Origin of the sequence: Pedobacter sp. MR22-3, assembly GCF_026240075.1 — a bacterium.
Taxonomy (GTDB): domain Bacteria; phylum Bacteroidota; class Bacteroidia; order Sphingobacteriales; family Sphingobacteriaceae; genus Pedobacter.
Genome location: NZ_JAPIVF010000006.1, coordinates 369,840 through 396,173, shown reverse-complemented (window position 1 = coordinate 396,173; position 26,334 = coordinate 369,840). Strand labels below are relative to the sequence as shown.

Below are 26,334 nucleotides of genomic sequence, written 5' to 3'. Positions count from 1 at the left end.
AATTATAAAATGGCTTGTCTGATACGAATCAGCTTAACTAATGTTTCTTCCAGTAAATCTAAGTGCAGCATGTTCGCACCGTCTGATTTTGCATTGGCCGGATCAGGATGCGTTTCAATAAATAAACCATCAGCACCAACTGCAATTGCCGCTTTAGCTATGGTTGATATCAATTCAGGCTTCCCTCCTGTAACACCACTACTTTGATTGGGTTGCTGTAAGGAATGTGTACAGTCCATCACTACCGGAACACCAAAACTTTGCATTTCGGGTAAACCACGGTAATCCACAATCAGATCCTGATAGCCAAAAGTATTGCCCCTATCTGTTAATATGACCTTATCATTCCCGGCTTCTTTAATTTTTTCTACTGCAAATTTCATGGAGCCCGCAGAAAGAAACTGACCTTTTTTTACGTTAACCACTTTTCCGGTTTGAGCAGCAGCAATTAACAAATCAGTCTGGCGACAAAGAAATGCGGGAATCTGCAATACATCTACATAAGCGGCCGCCATTGCGGCTTCATCACTTTCATGAATGTCTGTAACAGTTGGCACACCAAATTCACGGCCGATTCTTTCCAAAATCCGAAGGGCTTTTTCATCTCCGATTCCGGTAAAAGAGCTTCCTTTACTTCTGTTTGCTTTACGGTATGAACCTTTAAAAATATAGGGAATCCGAAGTTGATCAGTAATGGTAATTATTTTTTCGGCAATGCGCATGGCAATGTCTTCGCCTTCGATAGCGCATGGACCAGCCATTAAAAAGAAATTTCCGGAATCGGTATTTTTTATATTATCTAGATAGTTTATCATTTTTGAGATGTGAGATGTGAGATGTGAGATGTGAGATTTGAGATGTGAGTTTATCTCAAATCTGGCTTCTCCTATCTCACATCTATTTTTTAGTTTCCTAATTCTGACATAAATTTAATTCGCATCAACTGAATTTCTTCGCGGGTATAATCTGTTTCACCCAGCTCATTCAGTGCCTCATCAATTGAGTCACTCTCGGCTGCCCTGAAATAATCATATACTTCATCCTGCCGGTCATCATCAATCACTTCATCAATGAAATAATTGAGGTTAAGTTTTGTCCCGGAGTTTACGATAGATTCTACCTCTTTCAAAATTTCCTCATAAGTAATCCCTTTTGAATCGGCAATGTCTTCCAGACCAATTTGACGGTCAATATTCTGTATGATGGAAACTTTCATTTGCGATTTATTCGCCTGCGTTTTAATAATTAGATCAATCGGCCGTTCAATGTCATTATCCTCTACATACTTTTTGATCAGCTCAATAAAAGGCGTACCAAATTTCATGGCTTTACCGGAACCAACGCCGGATATTTGTTTGATTTCCTCCGTAGTGATGGGATAGTGCGTACACATCTCTTCTAAAGACGGATCCTGAAAAACGACAAATGGCGGAACATTCTTTTGCTTGGCAATTTTTTTACGCAAATCTTTCAGCAACTGCAGTAAGTGTGTATCCAAAGCACCGGAACCTTGTTTTACATCATCGTCATCATCGTCTGTACCTGTTTCAATAGGTTCATTCAGAACAAACTTCAAACTATAAGGATTGATAATAAAATCTTTTCCCTGTTTGGTTAGTTTTAATAATCCATAATTATCAATGTCTTTGAAAAGGAAGTTATTCAGCACGGCCTGTCTGATCACAGATTTCCAGAGCAATATTCCTTCTTCCTTACCAATTCCAAACTCAGGCACCTTACTATGTTCATAGGCAATAGTTTGCGCGGTTTCCAAGCCTAAGAAAACATTTAGCAAATGCGCATCATCAAACTTTTCTCCGGTTTTTTCAATAAATTTAAGCAGGGTTGTAAGTTGTGCTTCTGCATCAAATTGTTTTTTGGGTTTTTTACAATTATCACACATGCAATTGCAGCCTGTTTCATTGAAATTTTCTCCAAAATAATGCAGGATTTGTTTCCGGCGACAAACCCCTGACTCGGCGTAATCAATAACCTCTTTTAGTATTTGTGTACCAATTTCACGCTCAGAAACTGGCTTATCTTTCATAAACTTGGCCAGCTTATCTACGTCTTTCTGTGCATAAAATGCAATACAGATGCCTTCTCCGCCATCACGACCAGCTCTTCCTGTTTCCTGGTAATAACCTTCCATACTCTTCGGAACATCGTGATGAATTACAAAACGAACGTCCGGTTTATCGATCCCCATACCAAATGCGATGGTAGCCACAATCACTTCTGCATCTTCCATCAGGAATTTGTCCTGCGTTTCTGCCCTCACTTTAGGATCTAATCCTGCATGATAAGGTAAAGCACTGATACCATTTAAGTTTAAAGCTTCGGCTACTTCCTCTACCTTTTTACGGCTGAGGCAATAAATAATACCGGATTTACCCGGATTGGATTTGATATATTTTATGATTTCCTTGTTGATATCGCGCTTGGGACGGATTTCATAAAAAAGGTTGGGGCGGTTAAAAGATGATTTGAAAAGTGTGGCTTCAGACATCCCCAGATTCTTCATAATATCCTGCTGAACCTTTGGCGTGGCCGTAGCTGTAAGTGCAATAATGGGAATGTTATTACCCAGGCCAGCAATTACCTGCTTAATTTTGCGGTATTCCGGCCTGAAATCATGACCCCATTCAGAAATACAATGTGCCTCATCAACTGCAACAAAAGAAATTTTAATCAGGTTTAGAAACTCAATATTATCTTGCTTGGCCAGAGATTCCGGTGCCACATACAATAACTTGGTTTGCCCGCTGAGCAGATCAGATTTAACTTGTGTAATTTCGGATTTGTTTAAGGATGAATTCAGGAAATGCGCAATGCTGTCATTTCCTCCAAATGCCCTTAACTGGTCCACCTGGTTTTTCATTAATGCAATAAGAGGCGAAATCACAATTGCCGTTCCTTCACTCATTAGCGCTGGCAACTGATAGCAAATAGACTTCCCTCCGCCCGTTGGCATAATCACAAACGTGTTGTTGCCTTCTAGAATATTTGTTATGATCGACTCCTGATCACCTTTGAAATTATCAAACCCAAAGAAATTTTGCAGGTTATCAAATAACGACTTTTTCACGTCCATTTTGTGTAATAAAATATGCGATGCTATTTTTCTATCCAAAATAACATAATTTTACAAGAAATTCAAGTATCCACAAACAATTTTTTTCTCTTTGAAAAGTAAAAAATATATTCTCCAGTCAGCTTTAAACACATTAGCACTCGAAGCGGCGGCAATATTAAATGTTGCTAAAAATCTAAACGATGATTTTGAGAAGGTAGTATCCACTATTTTAAATTGCAATGGCCGTGTAATTGTTACCGGAATAGGCAAAAGTGCCATCATTGCGCAAAAAATTGTGGCCACTTTAAATTCTACCGGTACGCCGGCTATATTTATGCATGCTGCTGATGCCATCCATGGAGATCTGGGCATGATCCAGCAACATGATGTCATTATTTGTTTATCCAAAAGTGGTAACACTCCTGAAATAAAAGTATTGGTCCCACTGCTTAAAGCTGCAGGAAATATTTTAATTGGTATGGTTGGAGAACTGGGTTCTTTTTTAGCCGAACAGGCACATCTGATTCTAAATACCGTGTTTGAAAAAGAAGCCTGTCCGCATAACCTGGCACCTACCACCAGTACAACAGCCCAATTGGCCTTAGGCGATGCCCTGGCCATTTGTCTTTTAGAATGCAGGGAATTTAATGCTGCTGATTTTGCCAGGTATCATCCCGGCGGCTCACTTGGTAAAAAATTGTACCTGAAAGCAGGTGATTTAGCTTTAACCAATGAAAAACCTGCTATCCATCCGGATGCTCCGGTAAAAGATGTTTTAATCGAAATTAGTAAAAACCGTTTGGGTGCTGTGGCTGTTGTAGATACCGAGCATCATGTGCTTGGTGTAATTACAGATGGCGACATCAGGAGAATGCTTGAGAACAATAATTCAATAGCAGGATTAAAAGCAGAAGATATTATGGGCAGGCAGCCCAAAAGTATACAGTATGACTCACTTGCAGTTGATGCGCTACACATAATTAAGGAAAATAACATTACACAGTTGTTAGTGTTAGAACAAAATACTTACTTTGGAATAATCCACATGCATGATCTCCTGAACGAAGGTATTGTGTAACATTTAAATATATAATGAATAAAGATTACTATGCATTAATTATGGCAGGCGGTGTTGGAAGTCGCTTTTGGCCGGTAAGTAGAACAGAATACCCTAAACAGTTTATAGATTTCTTCGGCGTTGGCAAAACGCTGATTCAAAGTACATATGAAAGATTCTTAAAGATCTGCCCACCGGAAAATATTTTTATTGTTACCAACGATATCTATTCAGATCTGATCAAGGAACAACTTCCTCAATTAAGCGATAATCAGATTCTTGCTGAGCCTTTAATGAGAAATACAGGACCTTGTATTGCTTATGGAAGTTTTAAAATTGCCCAATTGAATCCAAATGCAACCATCGTGGTGGCACCATCTGATCATACCATTGCAGATATGGATGGGTTTATTGCATCTATTGAACAATCATTGGAAGCGGCATCAAAAAATGATTGCCTGATTACTTTAGGCATTAAACCTAACCGTCCGGATACTGGTTATGGTTATATTCAGCATACCGATCACGTACTGAATACAGATACTGATTTACACAAGGTGAAAACTTTTACTGAAAAACCAAACCTGGAGCTTGCAAAATCCTTTATACAAAGCGGAGATTTTTTATGGAATGCGGGCATTTTCATCTGGTCGGCACGTGCCATATTAAGTGCTTTTGAAAGGCACCTGCCCGATATGTATGAGATTTTCAACGTTGGCAGATCCGAGTTAAATAAAGGTAGTGAAAAGGAATTTATCAACAATGCCTATTTCCAATGCACCAATATTTCTATTGATTTTGGGATTATGGAAAAGGCTGATAACGTTTATGTATTGCCATCCGATTTTGGCTGGTCTGATTTAGGCACCTGGGCTTCCATCTATGAAATGGCCGATAAGGATTATGTTGGCAATGCCGTGATCCCTTCTGAGCAGGTAATTATGTTTGACTCTTCTAATTGTATGGTGAACGTGCCGAAAGAAAAGCTGGTTATTTTAAACGGATTACATGATTATATTGTGGTAGAAAACAACAATATGTTGATGATCTGTCCAAGAAATGAAGAGCAAAAGGTGAAAGAATTTGTAGCCGAGGTGAAATCAAGATTCGGTAACAAATTCATTTAAGCTAAAAAGTAAATGAATAAATTAAAATCCTAACGGCTATATAGCCGTTAGGATTTTTTTGTTTAACAATTCTTTATCTGGCAGATGCCTAATTGAAGGTTCTAAGAAATGGTTCTTTGCCTTACCGCCTCATACAAAATCACACCGGCAGAAACTGAAACGTTAAGTGATTCTATTTTCCCAGACATTGGAATCTTGGCCAAATGATCGGCTACACGCAAAAGATCGTTGGAAATACCTTCATCTTCTGATCCCATTACAATTGCGGTTGGCATAGTATAGTCTGGTGCATAAATCAAATCACTCGTTTTTTCAGTACAAGCTACAATCTGTAAGCCACTGTCCTGTAAATACAAACAGGTTTTATGAAGATTGGCATGCCGGCATATGGGAATACTAAATAAAGCACCAGCTGATGTTTTAATAGCGTCGGCATTGATTTGAGCCGCATTTTTTAAGGGGACAACAATGGCATGTACACCAACGCAGGCAGCTGTACGGGCAATAGCACCCATATTCCGCACATCAGTTACACTATCCAACACCAAAATTAATGGCACCTCTCCTTTTTCAAATATCGCTGGAACAATATCTTCAATATTTTGGTAAGTAATTGGTGATATCACTGCAATTACGCCCTGATGATTTTTCTGCGACATGCGGTTCAATTTCTCAACAGGAACCGAGTTTAAGGGAATTAAGGTATCTTTTAGAAGTGCTTTCAGTTCAAGAAAAAGTTCTCCACCTAAGCCACGTTGCTGATAAATCGTTTCAATATCCCTTCCTGCTTTCACCGCTTCTATAACGGCCCTGATGCCGAATACAAACTCATTATTTTCTTTTACGCGCTGTGGCCTTCTAAAATTATCCATGTTTCGAAATTGTTTGCAAAAGTAATTGTTTTAAGGCAAAGGAGAGGAAATATATTTTTAATTGAATAATAGATCAGTCCGATACCACCTACAATCTAAGCATGGTAACTGGAAATTGATAATTAGGAATTGACTGGTATGGCATCTTCCTATTCTCCATTCCCTATTTTCTATTACTTTTACAATTCTTTCTTCTCCTCTATTTAAGATTTTCCATTTCCATCTCTCTCTTCACTGTCTGATTCAAACATTAAAAATTTTAAAAAATAAATTTATTAAGACCCAATTTGTTAACAAAGTGCTAGTAACTTGTTAAAACATTCCGATAAACTTTTAACTACTTTTGTAGAATGAGTATCGATAACGGACAAGGTGGAAAAAACAGTTTAACAGCGAGGAAGGCCCGGCTAACCAGCACAGTAAGTACCATGGGGAAATTACCCCCACAGGCTTTGGATTTAGAAGAAGCGGTTTTAGGTGCACTAATGCTTGAAAAAGATGCTTTATCTGCTGTAATTGATATTTTAAAGCCAGAAGTTTTTTACCAGGAAGCGCACCAGAAGATTTTTGAAGCCATTCACATGCTTTTTGAAAAATCTAAACCCGTTGATATTCTAACGGTTACTGCAGAGCTTCGCCAGATGGGTTCGCTTGAAATGGTTGGAGGTGCCTATTATATTACCAACCTTACCAATCGTGTTGCATCAGCAGCCAACATTGAGTTTCATGCGCGGATCATCTCCCAGAAATATATTCAAAGGGAATTGATCCGTATTTCTACCGATATCATCACTACAGCTTACGAGGATACTGCAGATATCTTTGATTTGCTGGATCATGCAGAGAAAGGTTTATTTGATATTGCCCAAAATAACTTGCGTAGAGATACACAGAAAATGGACGATATCATTAAGCAGTCTTTGGCCACACTGGAAGAACTCCGAACCAAAACAGATGGTTTAACGGGGGTACCAACTGGTTTTACGGGCCTTGACCGGATCACCGGTGGTTGGCAGAAACAGGATTTAGTGATTATTGCTGCCCGTCCGGCGATGGGAAAAACCGCATTCGTTTTAACCTGTGCCAGAAATGCGACTGTAGATTTTGCAAAGCCAACAGTGGTTTTCTCTCTAGAGATGTCATCGGTTCAGCTCGTAAATCGTCTAATTTCAGGAGAAGCAGAAATTGAGCAGGAAAAAATCAGAAAAGGAAATTTACAGGAATGGGAATGGCAGCAGCTGCACAGTAAAATTGGCCGTTTAACAGAAGCACCTTTATTAATTGATGATACGCCTGCACTAAATATTTTTGAATTCAGGGCAAAATGCCGTAGACTTAAATCACAATACGATATCCAGCTGGTTATTGTGGATTACCTGCAGCTGATGCACGGCAAAGGCGAAGGAAAAGGTGGTGGTAACCGTGAGCAGGAAATTGGTAGTATTTCAAGGGCTTTAAAATCAGTGGCAAAAGAATTGGATGTACCGGTACTGGCACTATCACAGTTGAGTCGTGCAGTGGAAAGCAGGCCGGGTTTACAGGGTAAACGCCCCATGCTGTCCGATTTGAGGGAATCGGGATCTATCGAACAGGATGCGGATATGGTACTGTTTTTATACCGTCCTGAATATTATGGAATTACCGAAGATGAGCAAGGACGTTCGCAGGCTGGTATAGGAGAAGTAATTATCGCCAAACACCGGAATGGTGAAACAGGAATTGTTCCGCTTCGTTTCGTGGGTAAATTTGTAAAGTTCACCGATCTGGAAGAAGACTTCAATTCTCCAATGTTAGGATCAGGAGATTCTAGTGCCGGGATGATGCCATCACAATCGTTCGATAACTTCAACAATCCCAGACCACAGGGAAATACCATCATTATGCCTTCAAGAGGTAATGATATGCATGATGATGACGACCCACCGTTTTAAATTTAAGAACTTTGCCTGTTGTACTTAACTACTGCAAACCCTGCATAGCGGAATAACCTTGAGTCAAACATTATCCCGCGCAGATTTAGCTGATATCTGTAGAAGCAAATGTCATAATCTGCGCTGTTTATATTGATCTGCAGGACAGAATCTCCCGTTCATATTCAGTATCATTTTTTTGAAGAATTACTTCTCAAAAAATATACCCGATTAAAATTCCAGCCAAAACAATTACCGGCGGACTAATTTTCGTGAAATTCAGCAGGCAAAATGTAATTAACATAATTATTAAAAAGAGCCAGTTTGTTGCCATAGGAACCAGCAATAAAATAAATGCGGCGATAATAAAACCTACACTAACCGCATTGATTCCACTAAGACTATGCCGTATCCTGGAAATTTTCTTCAGGTCATCCCAGAATGGAACTATAAACAAAACCAGAATTAATCCCGGCAGGTTAATCCCCACCACACCGATCAAACCACCCAAAATTTGTCCTGACAAGCCATAACCGAAATTTTTCATGCTTAATGCCCCCAAATAACTGGTAAATGAAAATGTTGGTCCCGGGAGTGCTTGCTGTAATGCAAAACCCGATAAAAAACCAGGTGCAGCCAAATAATGCTTCATATCAACAAACTCAGTAAACATCAATGGAACAAGCACCTGACCACCACCAAAAACCAGGATACCGTTACGGTAAAAATTCTCCAGTAAACGAATAGGCAAACTGAAGGGAGACGTCCGGTTGATGATTGCGCCCACCAAAGCAAACAATAGCAATGCACCTAAAAAATAAATCATCTTTTTAGGATTTAAGTTAGCAAATAGCTTCACCCTCAATTCTGCTTCTTCTTTTGGCGTTTCTACGGCAGATGAAATGATTCCGCCTACCAAAATGGCTAGAGGAAATACATAAGCATTTCTTAATACAAATGTAGCCACTACCGATCCGACAGCTAAAAACAGTGACACTTGTGAGGTTAATACTTTTCTGCCTAGTTTCCAGGCACCATAGGCTACAATACCTAAAGCGATAGGTTGGATATATTCCAGTACGTCATTAAACTTTTGCTTCTGATCAAGCAAGGCATAGCTTATCGCTGCAAAGGTCATGATTGCAGCAGTGGGTAAAATCCAGATAAGGAAGGTAATAATAGCCAGTTTCAGCTTACCTACTTTCCAGGCAATACCAACCAAAGTCTGCGTAGATGCCGGGCCCGGTAAAACCTGCGCCAGTGCATTTAATTCTAATAATTCCTCCTCTGAAATAAACCTGGTGCTGTGCACAAAATATTTTAACAAAAGCGCCAGATGTGCCTGTGCGCCACCAAAGGAGGTAAAAGTAAAAAACAATACATTACGGATAAATAACCATTGCTTCTTAGCTGAGATGGGTTTAAGTTGCATTTGAAGAGATTAATAAATGTGAAGATGGTTTATTGCAAAAACTAATCATCTTCATAATCCAGGCCTGCAGCAGAATTATAAGCACCCTGAAGTTCCGAAAAAGCATGCATATCACGTTTATTTCTGGCAGTTACCATTCCTTTCTGATACACTTCGATTGCTTTCTCTTTTTTCCCGTCTTTTTCATATAGTTTTCCTAAATGGTAATAAGTCCCCACATAATCAGGGTGTTTATCCGTTAACTGAAGGTAAAAAGAATAGGCCTTTTCCTTATCATTCTGGTTGTTATACTCTGTGGCTAAGGCATATAGGATAAATGGATCATTAGGTTCACTTTCTAAAAACTCCAATAACTTGACTAAACGGGTTGATGACATTTTATTTCCTTGCTTTTTTAATTAAATTTGCAGAAAGACCTTATATATAAATCTCAATAAATATGAAAATATTAGTTTGTATCAGTAACGTGCCCGACACGACGACAAAAATAACTTTTACCAACGATAATACCGAATTCAATACGGCAGGAGTGCAATATATTGTTAATCCTTACGATGAAATCGCTTTATCAAGAGCAATTGAACTAACTGAAGGTGGCAAAGGTACAGTAACCGTGATCAATGTTGGTGAAGCAGCTAATGATCCAACGGTTAGAAAAGCACTTGCCATTGGTGCTGATGATGCTGTTCGTGTAAATGCCGCGCCGCGTGATGCTTACTTTGTTGCAAAACAAATTGCAGAATATGCCAAAGATAAAGATTTCGACATGATCTTAACTGGTCGTGAATCTATTGACTACAACGGGAACCAGGTTGCAGCAATGGTGGGTGAGTTTTTAGATATCCCTTCTGTTTCCATCATCAAGAAACTGGATTATGATGGAAGCTCGGCTACCATTGAAAGAGAAATTGAAGGTGGTAAAGAAGTCGTGACCGTTTCAGGCAAATTTGTGGCAAGCTGCGCCGAGGGTGTTGCCGAGCCAAAAATTCCAACCATGCGTGGAATCATGAGCGCCAGAACCAAACCCTTAAATGTAGTAGAAGCCGTAGCGATTGAAGAGGTAACTAAAGTTGCCAAATATGAAACCCCTGCCCCACGCGGCTCTGTTAAATTAGTTCCTGCAGATCAGGTAGAATCGCTGATTGGCTTATTGCACAGCGAAGCTAAAGTCATTTAATGCCTAAAGCCCGAAAAGGAACTTAGTTAAATAATCAAATCGTTTACACACATCCGAATAAGGATCAAGAAATAAATATATGTCAGTATTAGTATATGTAGAACAGGCTGAAGGTAAATTTAAAAAATCTGTTTTTGAAGCAGTTTCTTATGCCAAAGCCATTGCCGATCAACAGTCAACAAATTTAACCGCTATTTCCATTGGTGATGTGGCTGAAAGTGAATTAAAAGAATTGGGAAAGTACGGTGCTGCTAAGGTATTAAATGTAAGTGCAGACCAGTTAAAAACTTTTGTTAATCAGGCTTATGCCAGTGTAATCGCTGCCGCGGCTGAAAAAGAAAGTGCTGATATTATTGTGTTATCCAACTCATTCTCTGGAAAAGGGTTGGCTCCCAGGATTGCAGTAAAACTTAAAGCTGGATTGGCTGATGGTGCCGTTGAACTACCCAGTAATGATGGTAAATTTTCGGTTAAGAAAACAGCCTTTTCCGGAAAGGCTTTCGCCGTTACAGAACTGACTTCAGCCAATAAAGTGATTGCACTGAACCCGAATGCATTTGGAGTAAAAGAAAATCCAACAGAAGTGACAGTTGAAAACTTTGCTGCAGACATTAAACAATCAGACCTCGGAACTGTTATCAAGGAGATTGTTAGGGCTACTGATAAAGTTTCATTGCCGGATGCAGAATTAGTGGTTTCTGCAGGAAGAGGCTTAAAAGCACCTGAAAACTGGGGAATGATTGAAGAATTAGCAGGCTTACTGGGGGCAGCAACAGCTTGTTCAAAACCAGTATCTGATGCAGACTGGAGACCTCACTCTGAGCACGTTGGTCAGACCGGAATTTCTATTAGTCCGAATTTGTACATTGCTATCGGAATTTCCGGCGCGATTCAGCACCTTGCAGGTGTAAGTTCATCTAAAGTGATTGTAGTGATCAACAAAGATCCGGAGGCACCTTTCTTTAAAGTAGCGGATTATGGCATTGTTGGTGATGCTTTTGAAGTAGTACCTAAATTAATTGAAGCTTTAAAAGCCCATAAGGGATAATCCAATCATGTCATCCTGAGCCTGTCGAAGGATTATCCAAAATGTTTCGACAAGCTCAACATGACATCAGCAAATATGAAAAAAGTTAAGTTAGATATTGTAGGTTTATCTTACAGCCAGACCCAATCTGGTGCCTATGCCCTTGTTTTAGGAGAAGTAAATGGACGGAGACGTTTGCCCATCATTATTGGTGCATTTGAAGCGCAAGCCATTGCGATAGAGATTGAGAAGATGACACCCAGCAGGCCCTTAACACATGATTTATTTAAGTCAATGGCCGATACTTTTCATATCAACATCGAAGAAATTATCATTTATAACCTGGTTGATGGTGTTTTTTATGCCAAGTTGATCTGCAATGACGGCAAAAACAAGCATGAGATAGATGCGAGAACATCAGATGCCATTGCTTTGGCTGTTCGTTTTGACGCCATGATTTATACCTATGAGTTTATTCTCTCTTCTGCAGGGATTGTTATTGAGGGCAATGACTTTTTGTTTCTGGAGAATATGGATTCCATCGCCAAAGAACCTGAATCAGATAGTACACCAACCATAAACAAACAACAGGGCTTCAATGATTTATCAGTGGAAGAACTGCAGCAAAAATTACAGGAAGCCATAGCTGATGAAGCTTATGAAAAAGCGGCAAGGTTAAGAGACGAACTGAATAAAAGAGGTACATCATAACTCGCATGGTGACATTAAATCCGGTATTTTTCATAAAATAACCAAAAGTTAAAATTGCCCAGATTATTTTAAATAATTTGGGTTTATTTTTGAATAATGTTTCAAATTAGTTCTATATTCAGCCTTTACTTTAAAAAATCAAACTAAACTATTATTATGAACGTTAAGTTTCGCTTAACTATAATGAGTTTCATGCAATTTTTTGTGTGGGCTGCCTGGTTAATTACCATTGCAAATTACTGGTTTGGTACCAAACAATGGGATGGTGCTAATTTTGGAATTATTTTTTCTACAATGGGTATTGCATCGCTGTTTATGCCAACCATCACAGGCATCCTGGCCGATAAATGGATCAACGCAGAAAAACTGTATGCCATTTTACATCTTCTCTACGCTGCTACCATGTTTTACCTTCCACAGGTAAATGATCCCCATACATTTTTTTGGGTGATATTGGTGGCCATGTGTTTTTATATGCCAACCATTGCATTAAGTAATTCCATCAGTTATACTACCCTAAAAAATGGAAATTTCGATGTGGTAAAGCACTTTCCGCCCATTCGTGTATGGGGAACAGTGGGTTTTATCGTAGCCATGTGGATTACGAACTTAACAGGCAATAAAGCCAGCGCAAATCAATTCTACATTGCGGGCATAAGTGCTTTGTTTCTGGGTATTTATTCATTCACACTTCCGGCCTGTAAACCATTGAATCTGATTAGTGAGAAAAAAACATTCGCCCAAAAATTAGGACTGGAATCATTCAGGCTTTTTGCAGATTATAAAATGGCTTTGTTTTTTATCTTTTCCATGTTTTTGGGTGCCGCTTTACAATTAACCAATGCCTATGGCGATGTTTTTTTGGATGAATTTAAATTATTTCCTGTTTTTGCAGAATCTTTTGTCATCCGTTACTCCACCATTATTTTATCCATTTCACAAATATCAGAAACACTCTTCATTTTGGCTATTCCATTCTTTTTGAAAAGATTCGGAATTAAATGGGTAATTGCAATTGCGATGTTTGCCTGGGTGTTACGCTTTGGTTTGTTTGCATTTGGTGATCCGTCGGCCAACTTATGGATGATCATTACCTCTTGCGTGGTCTATGGCATGGCCTTCGACTTCTTTAATATCTCAGGATCATTATTCGTAGAAACTTCTACCACGCCTAAAAACCGTTCATCTGCGCAAGGTTTATTTATGATGATGACCAATGGTTTTGGAGCTGTATTCGGAAGCCTGGTTTCCGGCTGGATGATTAATAAATATTTTACAACCTATTACAGCAATATTGGTTCACTTTCCAGGTATGTAAAAAGTAATGAAGACAACGTTCACTTGCTTAAATTTTTAAAAGACAAAGGGATCAGTGTTTTAAAAAATGGCGATTTAAGCAGGTCATTAGATGTTAAAGACTGGCACAATATCTGGCTTGCTTTCACTATATATGTACTGGTCATTGCCATTGTTTTTGTATTTATTTTTAAACACAAACATACCAAAGCTGAAGAGAAAGCTATTGAGGCCATTAGTCATTAATTAACGCTCAAAATTACATATGTCATCTGGTAAGTATAGAAAAGAACATGATTGCCTCAATTGTGGTGCACATGTAGAGAAACACTATTGTAGCCAATGTGGCCAACCCAATTTAGAACTTAAAGAAAGTTTCTGGGGCTTCATCAGCCACAGTATTGCACACTATTTCCATTTTGATAATAAGTTTTTCCAAACACTCTCCCCTCTCTTAACAAAACCAGGTCAGGTTACACTTGATTATTTAGCTGGGAAAAGAGCCCGGTACATCAATCCGGTAAGTATGTATATTTTCGTATCTATTGTATATTTTTTGGTGGTATATTCTCCAAAACATGGCGAAAAAGATACGGACAATGTTCATGTTAATATTGAAAAGAAAAAGAATCAAAATGTAACAGACAGTGTAAACAAAGCATTAAAACTTACTGGAATACCTAAAAAAATTGCTAATAAAGCCACTAAATCGATTGATGAGGCAATCAAGAAAGAAGAATTTATTGCATTGGGCTTTGCCGATCAGGAAAAAGAATTAAACAGACTAAAAGCAGAAAATACCAGGTTAAAATCTGATTCTATAGCAAATAGGATTGAAGATTTTAATGAGATCCACATTGAAAGGAACGACAGTACCTATGCTGCCTATCTTCTACGCCAGAAAAAAATGTCTTTAGCCGAGCAAGACAGTTGGTATGAAAAATTGATTAAAAAAAGGGCAATTACTATTGGGGAGAAATCTGAAGTTATCCAGGAGACTTTAGAACATAACAGGCCAAAACAATATTTTTTATTGATGCCTTTGCTGGCAGGGTTCATCATGCTCAATTTCAGGAAAAATCACATTTACTATTTAGATCACCTGATTTTTACCATCCACGGAATGATGGTTTATTTTATCGTCTCCATTATAACCAAGCCAATCATGATACATGTATTTGGAGAGGATTCTTTTTTAACTAAAATTATAGAGATCGGCGTGACCATTTATTTATTTTGGTATATGTTTAAAGCACTCACCGTTTTTTATCAGCGTAAAACGTGGAGCACAGTCTTTAAAATCTTTTGGATTTTAATTCTTTATGCAGTTGCCTTTAAGCTATCAGAAATGGCGATGATTAATTTAATTTATTATGTAGCTACTTAGACTTAATATTCGTGCTGAACTGTTTCAGCATCTTTTATGCTGTACAACATATATAATAAGACCCTGAAATAAATTCAGAGAGACGACTGTTCAAGATTTAACGCCATAAAAAAACCCACTCGACATTATCGAGTGGGTTTTTTTATGATTTATCATAATTATTTTCTGTCTTTCAATTCAACAAATTCTCTATCGGTTTCACCAACGTAAATCTGACGTGGACGACCAATTGGCTCTTTGTTTTCATGCATTTCTTTCCATTGTGCAATCCATCCAGGTAAACGGCCTAAGGCAAATAATACCGTAAACATTTCAGAAGGGAAGCCTAACGCACGGTAAATAATACCTGAATAGAAATCTACATTTGGATAAAGCTTTCTATCAATAAAGTATTGATCAGTTAAAGCAGCTTCTTCCAGCTTCTTCGCAATCTCTAAAATTGGATCATCAATTCCCAGGTTTTCTAGAATATCATCACAGGCTTTTTTAATAATTTTAGCACGCGGGTCAAAGTTCTTATAAACCCGGTGTCCGAATCCCATCATGCGGAAAGGATCGTTTTTATCTTTAGCTTTGTTAATCCATTTTTCTGTATCACCACCATCAGCCTTGATTAATTCCAACATATCAATTACAGCCTGGTTGGCACCACCATGCAGCGGACCCCAAAGAGCAGCAATACCTGCAGCAATAGATGCATATAAATTACAATCAGAAGAACCTACAATCCGAACAGTTGATGCAGAACAATTCTGCTCATGATCAGCATGTAAAATCAGCAATTTATTCATGGCATTTACCACAATCGGATTTACATCATAATCTTCTGTACGTTGTCCGAAAGTCATCCAAAGAAAATTGGTTACATAATCATATTTATTTTTCGGATAAATCAGCGGGTGACCCAACGATTTTTTATAAACAAACGAAACTATCGTCGGAAATTTAGCTAAAAGCTTAATGATGGTCAGGTTTTGCTCTTCTGCAGTCTGATTTGGCTTTAAACATTCCGGATAAAAAGTTGATAACGAGAATATTAATGAGCCCAGCTGCCCCATCGGATGAGATCGTGATGGATATCCGTCAAAAAATTTCTTCATATCCTCATGGATGAGGGTATGCCTGTTAATTTCAGCCTGAAAATCTTCTACCTGTGTTTGTGTTGGAAGATCTCCGTATATGATCAAATAAATTACTTCTAAGAAACTGGATTTTGCGGCAAGCTCTTCAATTGAATAGCCCCTGTATTTAAGAATACCTTTTTCACCGTCTAAAAATGTGATTTTACTTTTAGTTGAACCTGTATTTTTAAAACCAGTATCTAAGGTTACAAAACCAGTAAGATCCCTTAATTTCGAAATATCTATGGCTTTTTCATCCTCAGTTCCTGTAATTACTGGCAATTCTAACGTCTTACCATCAACTTTAATCTCTGCAATATCTGACATATTATTGTATTGTGTTTATAGCTTTCTAAATTATATAAAATTAATATACGTGCATAACAAATCTGTTAAATTAATATGAACAATTAGTCAGAAAGACGTAACAATCATGCTTAATTTAATATAAAACCGATTTTCTAATTTGCTTTTAATTCTTCTGTAACCCTACCACATTCCAGCATTTCATTTCCATAATACGGGTTTCTGATTTCCTTTTCTGTAGATAGCCAATCGCCGCCATCTCCTTTATTAGCCATAGGGCAGTGTTGAACAAAAATTGTTCCTTTTTCTATTTCTGCACCTTTCATCAATGCAATCAAGTCAGAACTTAAAATGGTAAAACCTTTCCGCTGATCAATAAGATTTCCACTGCCTGCTATTTTACCGGCAACCTCAGCTGTAGGTTCACAACCTTCAAAATCAGCCAGGCTCTTCTGTAAATCTGCGGCATTTTTTTGAGTAAGCTTCTCATCCGATTTAACCAGGGCATTTTTTAGATTCACATACTTGATCAGGATATCTTCTTTCTTTTTATCTTTAATAGAAACCTGGTTATTTTTACTCAATGTATCTGATTGTATAGAATCAGTTCTACCTGCCGACTTTTTTTCTGATTGGTTGCAAGCAATAAAAGTGAAGAGTATGGCAAGTCCGAATATTTGTTTCATGGTATTTGGTTTTGGGTTCAAAATAGGTAATTTAATATTAAATAAACGAAAAAAGCCCCGCAAATTGCGAGGCTTTCAAATTATATGATGTTTTAATTATAATTTGAAATTATAAGCCAGTCTTAAAGCATACTGACCTGTTTTTCTGAAATAGGTTGTTGAAGCGCTGTCATTCACATAACCTTCATACCTGATGCCGGCATCAAAACCGCCAAATTCATAGCCTAAACCACCAGAGTAGATAAAGTTTGTTTTAGCACCATCCTGGATAGCGAAACCTGCACCAGCTTCAGTAGCCAGATACATTCTTTTAATAGGAAATACTTTTACACCGCCTTTTGCCGGAATGAAATCAGCATCTACCGCATTGTCTTTAGCAATTAATTTAGTGTAACCACCTGATGCAGTAACTGCTACGTAAGGAGATAAGTCCCATTGTAATTTCAGATCTGCTCCATATGCATAATCCATTGGCGATTTATCGCGAAAAACACCGCCATTAATACCCACACCCACTTTGAAGGCCATACCCTTTGGAGCCGGATTTGGATCAGGTTCTGTCATTGTTTGGGCACTTAAGCTTGTTGAAGCAAAAATTGCAACAGCTGTTGCTGCTGTTGCGAAGATTTTAGTAATCGTTTTCATATCAGATAAATTTAAGTTATTAATAAGGTTTTGATTGATATACGTAAAATAATTTCATCCAGATTTATTTATTTTCATTTTTTTCAGAAATGATGATAAATAAAAAAAGCCCCGGCTGTTGCCGGGGCTTTCTGTAATGAATTATATGATCTTACAAATTAAATCCATAAGCTAAACGTAAGCCAAAGAAACCAATGCTACCACCGTCTCTTGATAAACCTTCATATTTAACGCCTAAATCTAAACCATTACTCCAAGCATAACCTACAGCTGGAGAATATACGAATGAGGTCTTGCTTCCAGAATTAGTACCAAAACCAGCACCCAGTTCTGCTAAACCGTAAACACCTGCCCCAGAATCATTAAAAAAGTACTTTGCACCAACTTTTACAGGGATATAACCAAAATCTGTACCATCAAAAGTTGCATTACCTACTGTGAAGTCTTTAGCAAACATGCGAGTATAACCAGCAGTAACAGGAATTGATAATTGCTTATCAACATCGAACTGATAACGAACATCCACCCCACCAACAAAATTATAAGCATCATTTGTTGGGATACCTGCAGTTAGTCCTATTCCTAATTTTTGTGATTGTGCATTTGCATTAGTCGAGAAAAATAATGCCACTACAGCTGCTGAAGTAGCAATAATTTTAGTAAATGTTTTCATGAAATATTATTTTTAAGTTAAATAAATATATCATCATAGTTACAAAACCTATGCCAAAAGCAATGTCAAAACAACTTTTAGGAATTTAAAGACCAAACATCCTTATTTTAAGATATTTATACTTTTGAGTAGATTTTATCCATAACTTGCTGTGTGAGCGCCTGGGCAGGAAAAGATGCATCAAGCCAGTGAATGTTCACCTGATCCTTCTCCATCTTTCTGAAAAAAGTATTTTGCCTCTTGGCATACTGGCAAATGGCTATGCCAAGCGCAGACTTTAATTCCTGATAGTTGAGCAGTCCATCAAGATAATTGGTTATAAATTTATATTCTAAACCATAAAAGACTAAAATATCTTTCGGAACACCACCGGCTATTAACGACTCCACTTCTTCTATCATCCCATTTTCAAGCCGGTGATCCAGACGCGATAAAATCTTTGCCCTGGTAATTTCGATTTGATTCTTTAAACCAAAAATAACGGGCCTAATTTCAGGTGTTATCTTCTCTTTAATATCATGGTTTTTTAAGTAAGCTGCAATTTCTATTGCCCTGATCAATCTCTTTCTGGAGGATCGGTCTGCATGAGCGGTATGTGCTTCCGGATAATTGCTTAACAGCTCCACCAGTTGATCCTTTTCAAAAGATAACAATTCACTTCTTAAGGCATCATTTATGGGGATAGCAGTATATGGCTGATTTTGCAGCAAGCTATGGATATACATTCCGGTTCCACCACATAGAATTGGCCATTTGTTTTTTGATTTGATCGTTTCAAATGCACGATAAAAATCATTTTTGAATGCATCTACATGATAACGTTCGCCAGGATCCAGGATATCAATCAGGTGATGCGGAATAATTTTATTGTTGATTTCATATTCATGGAGATCCTTTCCGGTTCCAATATTCATTTTTCTGAAAACCTGGCGACTATCTGCACTGATCACCTCGCCGTTTAACTGACCGGCTACCTGTACGGCGAGCCTGGTTTTTCCTGATGCCGTTGCACCCAGAATAATGATTAAATTATAATCTGCCATTTTAAAACTCCAGGATAAATTTATAACTACCCGTATTAAAAACCAAAGGATGAAATGAAACAGACACCTGGTCCTTCCTGAGTTTCCGGTTCAGGTGTTCATCCAATAGAAATTCCTGAGGTTCAAGTAAACCAGTTAGTTTAAAACCAAGTGTTGCATAAGCCTCACCCGCTGACCAGTCTCTGTCGGCATATGTCATTAAATCATTGGGCTTTTGAATAGCATGAAAATGCGAGATCAGCTTACTTAAACCACCTGTAACTGTATAACCCGCTTTTACGGCAAACCTGATTAACTCCGCTGACTGATAATTTTCGGTATGGTTCATTCTCCGCAGTGCCGAAAAAGTAGCTACTGCAACCAGGTGTTCCCCTTCAAATAAGCCCAGCTTATACCGGCTGCTCACTGCGCCCTGCAAATGATTTTCATTGATAAAATGATCAGCAATTGGCTTTGCAATTTTATTCACCTTTGTTTTTCTGCCATGAATCCGTTCATTTAGCCCAAGCAATGATTTTATTCTGGCCAATACCTGTGCTGGCCGGCTTACCCAGATATCTTCCCAAAGGTGGATGAGTTTCATTCCGGAATTATTGTATTTTTCCTGCAACTGAATAAGGTCAGCAGGCCGAAAATGATTCTTAAGCTTGATTAGATGAATGGCAATGTGATTTTCGCTGAATAAAATTAAGCTGAAATTATCTTCAACAAAAAAATGGCATTTCAATCCGGAATCCTCTAATCTGGATTTCAGTTGATCATGCCATTCGATGTTATTTTTAGATGAAAGGTGATTCAAAGATGCTATTTTATGCAACAATAATGTGTCAGCAAATTTAGCTATCAAATCATTAAATCCACTCTTTTTCTTTAAAGTTCGTGTGAATAATTTCAATAAAGTTTTGTACCTCACTTAATTTCTGATCGTCTAAAGCAGTAATTTGAAATCCGGTTTTATGATCATCGAACTGGTGCAAGCCAGATATATCAGCCGTAAATTCTGCTGTATTCAGCTTCACTTCAACTTGATCTCCATTGATATAAATGCCTATAAAGAAACGTTCTGTGATTTTTCCTTCAGAAGTTTCGATATTTTTTTCGCTGTAGAGGTCATATCCGGTTTCAGAATTTTCATGAACGGTATAACCGCGTGTGGCATAAGGTTGTACTCCGGCCCTAATGGTTTGAAAAATTTCTATAAGGTCTGTTTTCATAATTTAGCTGCGTTTAAAATTAAACACAGTGTGAGCATTATTGTTTAATTTATTCTTCCTGCCACCAATTTGTATCAGGCAGATAGCTATTTAACCGGATGGTTTCACCCAGCCTCGGTGTCACCAAACGCAATCCATTTTCCTTTGCGGCCTTTACCACCCTGTTTATCGGATCGTTCCAGGGATGCATGGACAAACTAAATTTGCCCCAATGCACCGGTAATAAAACTTTAGCCTGAAGATCAATTGCAGCTTTCACCGTTTCCTCCGGAAACATATGAATATATGGCCAATAGGCGTCATATTGCCCGCATTCTAAAATCGCCAGGTCAAACGGACCATGCGCTTTACCTATTTCAGTAAAATGGGTATCGTATCCGGAATCTCCACCAAGGAACAGTTTTGATTGGGAGGTTTCCAATACAAATGCAGACCACAGGGTTTGATTTCGTTTAAACTTCCTTCCTGTAAAATGCCTGGCAGGCACTGCTGTAAACTTTAGGTCTTCAGCTAATGAAACCGTTTCATGCCAGCAAAGTTCATGGATTTGATCAACAGGTATCCCCCATCTTTGTAAATGCGAACCCACACCAATGGAAGTGACGATTTTTTTAACATGAGGTATAAGGGTTGAGATTGTTTGAAAATCCATATGATCATAATGATCATGCGTAATGAGCAGGACATCAATATTTTTAAATTGCGCGGCCTTCACAAAATCTGTTCCCAGGAAAGCCTTACTTCCTATAAATGAAAAAGGTGAGGGTACTTTACTAAATACAGGATCGACCAAAATGCGGAGATCATTTATTTTAATCAGGTAAGACGAGTGTCCAAACCAGATCACTTCCGGCAGATGTTGATCCGGTACAGCATCTATATCAGGCTTAACAGATTTTAATGCTTTAACAGGAATCTTATTGGGATGATTTTCAAAGAAAAATGCTTTCATTATGGTAAAGAAACTAATCCCTTCCGGCTGCATGGGGGTAACAGATAAGTTTTGTAAGGCACCATTGCGGTAATTCGGTAAATGACGAATTTTATCTAGCCTTAAACCACTGGGTGAACTTCCGAAAACAGGTAGATTGATAACAATTAAAACCAATATGGCAATGGCTACAATAATATAAAGGATGATCATGTTCTATAATTAATCCGTAAATGTAGTTATTGCAGAAAGTATTATGTACAACAAGCTGATCGTTCAGTGTTTTTTCACTTTATTCTTACAAAAAAACAAGTTATTCATCTATTTGGATCAGATTATTTTTATTCAGGCTTCCCGGCGAAATTCCATACTGTCTTTTAAAAGCCGTAATAAAATGTTGTGCATTTTTATATCCTACCAGAAAAGCAACTTCGTTTACTGTTTTCTTCTCCTGCAGGAGCAGGTGCTGTGCTTTTTCCATCCTTAATTTATAGAGATAACCAAAAACAGTATAGCCGGTCAGTATTTTAAAACCTTTCTTGAGTTTAAAATCATTAATCCCGGCCCGACGGGATAGCTCAATCAATGAACCCGGACGCTGCAAATTATTTTCAACCAGCTGTTTGGCAAACATAATTTTCATCAGATCATCTTCCTTAATTGGTACAGCTGCAGGCTCTTTTTTCTGCAGGTAAAAAATAATTAATTCGAACATTCTGGATTCCAGAAAAATCCGCTCTATCCGTCCCTGGTATGAATAACTTTCTAAACGATTAAGCCACAAGCCTACTTCTGGGGTTAATAGATGTTGTTGAATCATTTGATGATCTTTTAACTCCTGATTGGTAAGATGTTGAAAATAAGATGTTGTTAGCTGAACATATACGTAACAAGCCTTTTTGACAGCACGAATTACCAGGGGTTCAAGCCGGCCTGATAAAACATAATACTGGTTTTTAGCTATGTTGAGTAAATAACCGGTATTGGTGGCCCTGTTAAAACTTATCTTACCGTCTATACAAAAAAGGAAGCCGATATGATGAGCTGAAGATTCATATAAAAAATCTTCAACGCCATGATTGGCTATTTCAACCCTGCTGATGTGAACTCCGTCAAACCATTTTTCCTTTAATTTAATCTGATAATTATGGGTTTGAATTTGCTTCTCCATTTCTTCTATATCCTCCTTGATCTGGAAGTTATCCTTGTAAACCTGTTCATGGATGGTATGTTGTGATGCATACGCTGAGAGTTTAATTTTCATTTAGTTAAATTTTATAAAGGTTATCACAGGCATTAGCGTCTTTATCATATTCTGTTTTTAATCCGTATAACGGCATTAATTATCCGCCTGGCGTTATCTCCATTTTGTGATTATGTACAAATTTGCATAATTATTTATAATTAGTCTAAATAAATGAAAATATATCTGTCGTTTGCCTTCGTTTTATGTGGATTATCAGCTGTAGCTCAGCATGCTAAAGTTGATACCTTGGGGGTAAATGATTTAAAGGAAGTTGTGGTAACCGGTCAGTATGGCCCACAATCGATAAAAAATTCAGTTTACCAGGTAAGAACTATAAGTGCAGAAAAAATCAGACTGCGGGGTGCGCTGAATATTCAACAGGTTTTAAATACAGAACTAGGCTTCAGGTTCAGCAATGACCTGACTTTAGGCACCGCTGATGTTACTGTAATGGGCATGAGTGGCCGGAACGTAAAAGTATTGCTGGATGGTGTTCCGATGATTGACCGGTCGGATACCAGAGAAAGCTTGAATCAAATTGATATCAATACCATTGAGCGAATAGAAATAGTAGAAGGCCCGATGTCAGTCGTGTATGGATCAGACGCTTTGGCCGGAGTGATCAATATCATCACGAAGGGAGCCGGAAAATCGAACTTAAATGTTACAGCAAGAGTACAGGAAGAAACAGTAGGGAAAGAACATACTCCATTTTCTGGTAAAGGCAATCATATTCAAAACATTGGTTTGAGCTGGCAAAATAAGGGATGGAGTGCTTTGGCTGGTGTTACGCATAATGATTTTGGTGGCTGGAATATTAAACCCAGTACCACGCCAAGAGATATCGTAGATCAGGATCTGGCCAGTGGAAACCGCTGGAAGCCAAAAGAACAATGGCTGGCCAATACTAAATTCGGCTATCGCAATGAAAATTTTAATATCTGGTACAGGTTGGATGGTTTAAAGGAAGAAATTATCAGTCGCGGAGGGATGAATCCTTTAAATTATATTGCAGAATGGCAAACCTATAAAACTACCCGTTATACTAACCAGTTACAATCGGAATGGAAATTAAGTCCTTCTCTTCAAATTACTGCAATTGCAGGCTATTCTGACTTAAAAAGATTAACCAAAACAGTCAACCATAATTTTAGCACCGGAACAGACATTTTAGGTACAGATCAGGGTAAACAGGATACTGCTAAATTCAATTCGGTAATTTTCAGGGCTACTGCCCAGTATATCCTGAACGATAAAGTGTCCTTTCAGCCCGGGATAGAATACAACAGGGATGCAGCCGGCGGACAAAGAATTAATGGTACACCCGTAATCAATGATTATGCTTTCTTTATATCATCAGAAATCAAACCAATAGCTGGCATTAATATCAGACCAGGATTAAGGATCATTAAAAATTCTGTTTACACTGCGCCACCAGTCATTCCATCAATCAATGCCAAGTTTGCATTAGGTAGAAAATTAGATTTAAGATTGGCATATGCACGAGGCTTCAGGGCTCCAGCTTTGCGCGAATTGTATTATGATTTTGTAGATGCCAGTCATAATATTCTCGGCAATCCGGATTTAAAGGCAGAAGAATCAAACAGTTTTAACGGTTCATTAACATGGGAAGCCCATAATACTTCCGAATTTAAACTTCGTACAACTTTAGCTGCCTTTTATAACCTGTTCAAAAACCGCATCACATTTGCACAATCAGCGCAAAATGCAACAATCACGACATTATTCAATTTATCAAAATTTAAAACTACAGGCTTTACCGTAGATAATACAGTCATTTATAAAAATATCAATGCCACTATTGGTGCTTCTTACATTGGCCGATATAACGAACAATTGGTGGAAAACCCAAGCCTGACTATTCCAGCATTCTCATGGTCTCCTGAAATTACGGCAACAATAATGTATAACCTGCCTCAGCTTAAAGGAAACATCAGCTTATTTTACAAATACACCGGCAAGTTACCCAGCTATCAAAACAATGGTGCCAATGCAGCAGATTATAAGCAGGTTGAAATCGGTGATTTTAGTTTAGCCGATTTAATGTTTAACAAACATCTTTATAAATACTTCACGATTAATGCAGGGGTAAAAAATATGTTTGATGTCACTCAACTCACCAATTCTTCTACGGCATCAGGCGGTGCCCATAGCACAGGCGGTGGTGCGGTGCCCTACAGCTATGGTCGCTCTTATGTACTCGGAATAACTTTTAACTGGAACAAATAATAAAACAAAAAATGATGAATAAACTTCACTCTATGATTGCAATCGCCGTTTTGGCGATCACTTTTACTGCTTGTAAAAAAGATAATGATGAACCTATAATTGTTGTACCACCATCAGGTGGAAGTACGTTAACTTTAAGTGGTAAAACCGCTGAGTCTAATTATGCTAACATTGTGTATGCAGATTTAAGTACAGATAAATCAACGTCGGTTAATAGAAAAAGCTGGGCTTTAGGATTTTATAACGGCGCTGATTTTAAAGTCGTACTTAATCAATCCTTTCAGGCGCTAGCCCAGGTTGTTAATAAAACTGATATTAATACCGTAACGTTGAATGATGCTAAAGCCTCAATGGTTTATAATATGAGTTTACAAGCATCTCCCCCATTGGTAAATGCGGTTAGTTTAGTTGATAGTTATAACGGGAGCTTAAATCGCACTGCTATAGCTGCAGTATCTGCAACTGATGCCGAAAATAAAGTATATATTTTAGGTTTAAACGGAACTTATACAGAACCAAATCTTTACAAAGTGAGGGTATTAAGAAATGGCACAACTGGCTATACGTTACAATATGCAAAAGTTCAGGAAACTACTTTTAAAACTGTAAGTATTTCAAAAAATGCCGATTTTAATTTGTCGTTTGTCTCTCTCGGAAATAATAATGATGGAGTTGTAGTCAATGCAGAGCCTAAAAAAGCAGAGTGGGATTTTCATTGGAGCTTCAGTACCTATAGATCTTTAGCCAGTGACCCGGAATCCAATCCATATTTTTACCAGGATTTTATCACAACCAATAATTTAGGTGGCGTAAGCGCACTTCAATTTGAAGAAACAGTCTCAATAACATATACAAATTTTACTGAAGCTAACCTGACTGGACTGATATTTTTAACTTCAAGAGATGTTATTGGGAGCAACTGGAGAGTAACAACAGGTACGGGAATCATTAAAAAATACTTCTATTTAATAAAAGACAGTGCAGGTAACATTTACAAATTAAGATTTGTAAGCATGGGTGTTGGTAGCGATGGCGGCGAACGCGGCAAACCGGTAATTGAATACAAATTAGTTAAAAAAGGATAGTAACCTAAAAAATATGTTTTGTTAGTTGGATAGATGCTCCCCGCGATGGGGAGCTTTATCTT

General features: G+C 38.0%; 24 protein-coding genes. 10 read left to right on the top strand and 14 right to left on the bottom strand.

Annotated features, from left to right (window positions below; genetic code table 11):
* Positions 1-2: 2 nt before the first annotated feature.
* Positions 3-815 carry a 3-deoxy-8-phosphooctulonate synthase gene (gene kdsA, locus OQ267_RS16940; RefSeq protein ID WP_265818151.1) on the bottom strand — a complete coding sequence of 271 codons (813 nt, stop codon included), beginning with the start codon at positions 813-815 and terminating at the stop codon, positions 3-5.
* Positions 816-904: 89 nt separating this feature from the next.
* Positions 905-3,094 carry a DNA helicase RecQ gene (gene recQ / locus OQ267_RS16935; protein WP_088301444.1) on the bottom strand — a complete coding sequence of 730 codons (2,190 nt, stop codon included), beginning with the start codon at positions 3,092-3,094 and terminating at the stop codon, positions 905-907.
* 91 nt (positions 3,095-3,185) lie between these two features.
* Here recQ and OQ267_RS16930 point away from each other — a divergent pair, with 91 nt between their 5' ends.
* Positions 3,186-4,154 carry a KpsF/GutQ family sugar-phosphate isomerase gene (locus OQ267_RS16930; RefSeq protein ID WP_265837069.1) on the top strand — a complete coding sequence of 323 codons (969 nt, stop codon included), beginning with the start codon at positions 3,186-3,188 and terminating at the stop codon, positions 4,152-4,154.
* Between the two features lie 14 nt (positions 4,155-4,168).
* The gene (locus OQ267_RS16925) at positions 4,169-5,260 is read left to right on the top strand and encodes a mannose-1-phosphate guanylyltransferase (RefSeq protein WP_265837067.1); all 1,092 of its coding nucleotides are present in this window, start codon (positions 4,169-4,171) and stop codon (positions 5,258-5,260) included.
* A 101-nt stretch (positions 5,261-5,361) separates the two neighbouring features.
* On the opposite strand, the gene rlmB is transcribed toward OQ267_RS16925, so the two are convergent.
* A complete protein-coding gene (rlmB, locus tag OQ267_RS16920) occupies positions 5,362-6,132 on the bottom strand; it encodes a 23S rRNA (guanosine(2251)-2'-O)-methyltransferase RlmB (RefSeq protein ID WP_265837066.1) in 771 nt (256 codons plus the stop codon).
* Between the two features lie 350 nt (positions 6,133-6,482).
* Here rlmB and dnaB point away from each other — a divergent pair, with 350 nt between their 5' ends.
* Positions 6,483-8,063 carry a replicative DNA helicase gene (gene dnaB / locus OQ267_RS16915; protein WP_265837064.1) on the top strand — a complete coding sequence of 527 codons (1,581 nt, stop codon included), beginning with the start codon at positions 6,483-6,485 and terminating at the stop codon, positions 8,061-8,063.
* A gap of 193 nt (positions 8,064-8,256) precedes the next feature.
* Here dnaB and chrA read toward each other — a convergent pair whose 3' ends face one another.
* Together chrA and OQ267_RS16905 are read right to left on the bottom strand one after the other, a co-directional pair.
* Complete coding sequence (chrA, locus tag OQ267_RS16910) at positions 8,257-9,474, bottom strand: chromate efflux transporter (RefSeq protein WP_088301449.1); 1,218 nt, start codon at positions 9,472-9,474, stop codon at positions 8,257-8,259.
* Positions 9,475-9,515: 41 nt separating this feature from the next.
* Positions 9,516-9,851, bottom strand: coding sequence for a tetratricopeptide repeat protein (locus OQ267_RS16905; RefSeq protein WP_265837062.1), 336 nt, complete (start codon positions 9,849-9,851; stop codon positions 9,516-9,518).
* Between the two features lie 62 nt (positions 9,852-9,913).
* Between OQ267_RS16905 and OQ267_RS16900 the strand changes: the two genes are divergently transcribed.
* From OQ267_RS16900 to OQ267_RS16880, 5 genes are all read left to right on the top strand, one after another.
* On the top strand, positions 9,914-10,651 hold the full coding sequence (locus tag OQ267_RS16900) for an electron transfer flavoprotein subunit beta/FixA family protein (RefSeq protein WP_029284248.1): 738 nt from the start codon (positions 9,914-9,916) through the stop codon (positions 10,649-10,651).
* Between the two features lie 79 nt (positions 10,652-10,730).
* Positions 10,731-11,699, top strand: a complete 969-nt coding sequence (locus tag OQ267_RS16895) for an electron transfer flavoprotein subunit alpha/FixB family protein (protein WP_265837061.1) — start codon at positions 10,731-10,733, stop codon at positions 11,697-11,699.
* 75 nt (positions 11,700-11,774) lie between these two features.
* Positions 11,775-12,389 (top strand): bifunctional nuclease family protein, encoded by a 615-nt coding sequence (locus OQ267_RS16890; RefSeq protein WP_265837059.1) that lies wholly within the window; start codon positions 11,775-11,777, stop codon positions 12,387-12,389.
* A 156-nt stretch (positions 12,390-12,545) separates the two neighbouring features.
* On the top strand, positions 12,546-13,931 hold the full coding sequence (locus tag OQ267_RS16885) for a nucleoside permease (RefSeq protein WP_265837058.1): 1,386 nt from the start codon (positions 12,546-12,548) through the stop codon (positions 13,929-13,931).
* Positions 13,932-13,950: 19 nt separating this feature from the next.
* Positions 13,951-15,072 carry a DUF3667 domain-containing protein gene (locus tag OQ267_RS16880; RefSeq protein ID WP_088301453.1) on the top strand — a complete coding sequence of 374 codons (1,122 nt, stop codon included), beginning with the start codon at positions 13,951-13,953 and terminating at the stop codon, positions 15,070-15,072.
* Positions 15,073-15,230: 158 nt separating this feature from the next.
* Here OQ267_RS16880 and OQ267_RS16875 read toward each other — a convergent pair whose 3' ends face one another.
* The 9 genes from OQ267_RS16875 to OQ267_RS16835 form a co-directional block, all read right to left on the bottom strand.
* Complete coding sequence (locus OQ267_RS16875) at positions 15,231-16,520, bottom strand: citrate synthase (RefSeq protein ID WP_265837056.1); 1,290 nt, start codon at positions 16,518-16,520, stop codon at positions 15,231-15,233.
* 134 nt (positions 16,521-16,654) lie between these two features.
* Positions 16,655-17,185 carry a DUF3347 domain-containing protein gene (locus OQ267_RS16870; RefSeq protein WP_265837054.1) on the bottom strand — a complete coding sequence of 177 codons (531 nt, stop codon included), beginning with the start codon at positions 17,183-17,185 and terminating at the stop codon, positions 16,655-16,657.
* 96 nt (positions 17,186-17,281) lie between these two features.
* Positions 17,282-17,830 (bottom strand): hypothetical protein, encoded by a 549-nt coding sequence (locus OQ267_RS16865; protein WP_265818158.1) that lies wholly within the window; start codon positions 17,828-17,830, stop codon positions 17,282-17,284.
* A 151-nt stretch (positions 17,831-17,981) separates the two neighbouring features.
* Positions 17,982-18,503, bottom strand: coding sequence for an outer membrane beta-barrel protein (locus OQ267_RS16860; protein WP_265837052.1), 522 nt, complete (start codon positions 18,501-18,503; stop codon positions 17,982-17,984).
* A gap of 116 nt (positions 18,504-18,619) precedes the next feature.
* Entirely contained in the window at positions 18,620-19,546 is a 927-nt protein-coding gene (gene miaA, locus OQ267_RS16855) for a tRNA (adenosine(37)-N6)-dimethylallyltransferase MiaA (RefSeq protein ID WP_265837051.1), read from the bottom strand.
* A 1-nt stretch (position 19,547) separates the two neighbouring features.
* Positions 19,548-20,345, bottom strand: a complete 798-nt coding sequence (locus tag OQ267_RS16850) for a hypothetical protein (protein ID WP_265837050.1) — start codon at positions 20,343-20,345, stop codon at positions 19,548-19,550.
* Between the two features lie 52 nt (positions 20,346-20,397).
* A complete protein-coding gene (locus OQ267_RS16845) occupies positions 20,398-20,760 on the bottom strand; it encodes a hypothetical protein (RefSeq protein ID WP_265837048.1) in 363 nt (120 codons plus the stop codon).
* A 49-nt stretch (positions 20,761-20,809) separates the two neighbouring features.
* Complete coding sequence (locus OQ267_RS16840; RefSeq protein ID WP_265837047.1) at positions 20,810-21,904, bottom strand: MBL fold metallo-hydrolase; 1,095 nt, start codon at positions 21,902-21,904, stop codon at positions 20,810-20,812.
* 100 nt (positions 21,905-22,004) lie between these two features.
* Positions 22,005-22,955, bottom strand: coding sequence for a helix-turn-helix domain-containing protein (locus OQ267_RS16835; RefSeq protein ID WP_265837045.1), 951 nt, complete (start codon positions 22,953-22,955; stop codon positions 22,005-22,007).
* Positions 22,956-23,108: 153 nt separating this feature from the next.
* Here OQ267_RS16835 and OQ267_RS16830 point away from each other — a divergent pair, with 153 nt between their 5' ends.
* Positions 23,109-25,187 carry a TonB-dependent receptor plug domain-containing protein gene (locus tag OQ267_RS16830; RefSeq protein ID WP_265837043.1) on the top strand — a complete coding sequence of 693 codons (2,079 nt, stop codon included), beginning with the start codon at positions 23,109-23,111 and terminating at the stop codon, positions 25,185-25,187.
* A gap of 11 nt (positions 25,188-25,198) precedes the next feature.
* Complete coding sequence (locus OQ267_RS16825) at positions 25,199-26,272, top strand: HmuY family protein (RefSeq protein ID WP_265837041.1); 1,074 nt, start codon at positions 25,199-25,201, stop codon at positions 26,270-26,272.
* The last annotated feature ends 62 nt before the right edge of the window (positions 26,273-26,334 follow it).

Bases quoted from the DNA above. Each gene is read 5' to 3' on its own strand.
- kdsA (WP_265818151.1), bottom strand. From the start codon at position 815: ATGATAAACTATCTAGATAATATAAAAAATACCGATTCCGGAAATTTC.
- recQ (WP_088301444.1), bottom strand. From the start codon at position 3,094: ATGGACGTGAAAAAGTCGTTATTTGATAACCTGCAAAATTTCTTTGGG.
- OQ267_RS16925 (WP_265837067.1), top strand. From the start codon at position 4,169: ATGAATAAAGATTACTATGCATTAATTATGGCAGGCGGTGTTGGAAGT.
- rlmB (WP_265837066.1), bottom strand. From the start codon at position 6,132: ATGGATAATTTTAGAAGGCCACAGCGCGTAAAAGAAAATAATGAGTTT.
- dnaB (WP_265837064.1), top strand. From the start codon at position 6,483: ATGAGTATCGATAACGGACAAGGTGGAAAAAACAGTTTAACAGCGAGG.
- chrA (WP_088301449.1), bottom strand. From the start codon at position 9,474: ATGCAACTTAAACCCATCTCAGCTAAGAAGCAATGGTTATTTATCCGT.
- OQ267_RS16905 (WP_265837062.1), bottom strand. From the start codon at position 9,851: ATGTCATCAACCCGTTTAGTCAAGTTATTGGAGTTTTTAGAAAGTGAA.
- OQ267_RS16900 (WP_029284248.1), top strand. From the start codon at position 9,914: ATGAAAATATTAGTTTGTATCAGTAACGTGCCCGACACGACGACAAAA.
- OQ267_RS16895 (WP_265837061.1), top strand. From the start codon at position 10,731: ATGTCAGTATTAGTATATGTAGAACAGGCTGAAGGTAAATTTAAAAAA.
- OQ267_RS16890 (WP_265837059.1), top strand. From the start codon at position 11,775: ATGAAAAAAGTTAAGTTAGATATTGTAGGTTTATCTTACAGCCAGACC.
- OQ267_RS16885 (WP_265837058.1), top strand. From the start codon at position 12,546: ATGAACGTTAAGTTTCGCTTAACTATAATGAGTTTCATGCAATTTTTT.
- OQ267_RS16880 (WP_088301453.1), top strand. From the start codon at position 13,951: ATGTCATCTGGTAAGTATAGAAAAGAACATGATTGCCTCAATTGTGGT.
- OQ267_RS16875 (WP_265837056.1), bottom strand. From the start codon at position 16,520: ATGTCAGATATTGCAGAGATTAAAGTTGATGGTAAGACGTTAGAATTG.
- OQ267_RS16870 (WP_265837054.1), bottom strand. From the start codon at position 17,185: ATGAAACAAATATTCGGACTTGCCATACTCTTCACTTTTATTGCTTGC.
- OQ267_RS16865 (WP_265818158.1), bottom strand. From the start codon at position 17,830: ATGAAAACGATTACTAAAATCTTCGCAACAGCAGCAACAGCTGTTGCA.
- OQ267_RS16860 (WP_265837052.1), bottom strand. From the start codon at position 18,503: ATGAAAACATTTACTAAAATTATTGCTACTTCAGCAGCTGTAGTGGCA.
- miaA (WP_265837051.1), bottom strand. From the start codon at position 19,546: ATGGCAGATTATAATTTAATCATTATTCTGGGTGCAACGGCATCAGGA.
- OQ267_RS16845 (WP_265837048.1), bottom strand. From the start codon at position 20,760: ATGAAAACAGACCTTATAGAAATTTTTCAAACCATTAGGGCCGGAGTA.
- OQ267_RS16840 (WP_265837047.1), bottom strand. From the start codon at position 21,904: ATGATCATCCTTTATATTATTGTAGCCATTGCCATATTGGTTTTAATT.
- OQ267_RS16835 (WP_265837045.1), bottom strand. From the start codon at position 22,955: ATGAAAATTAAACTCTCAGCGTATGCATCACAACATACCATCCATGAA.
- OQ267_RS16830 (WP_265837043.1), top strand. From the start codon at position 23,109: ATGAAAATATATCTGTCGTTTGCCTTCGTTTTATGTGGATTATCAGCT.
- OQ267_RS16825 (WP_265837041.1), top strand. From the start codon at position 25,199: ATGATGAATAAACTTCACTCTATGATTGCAATCGCCGTTTTGGCGATC.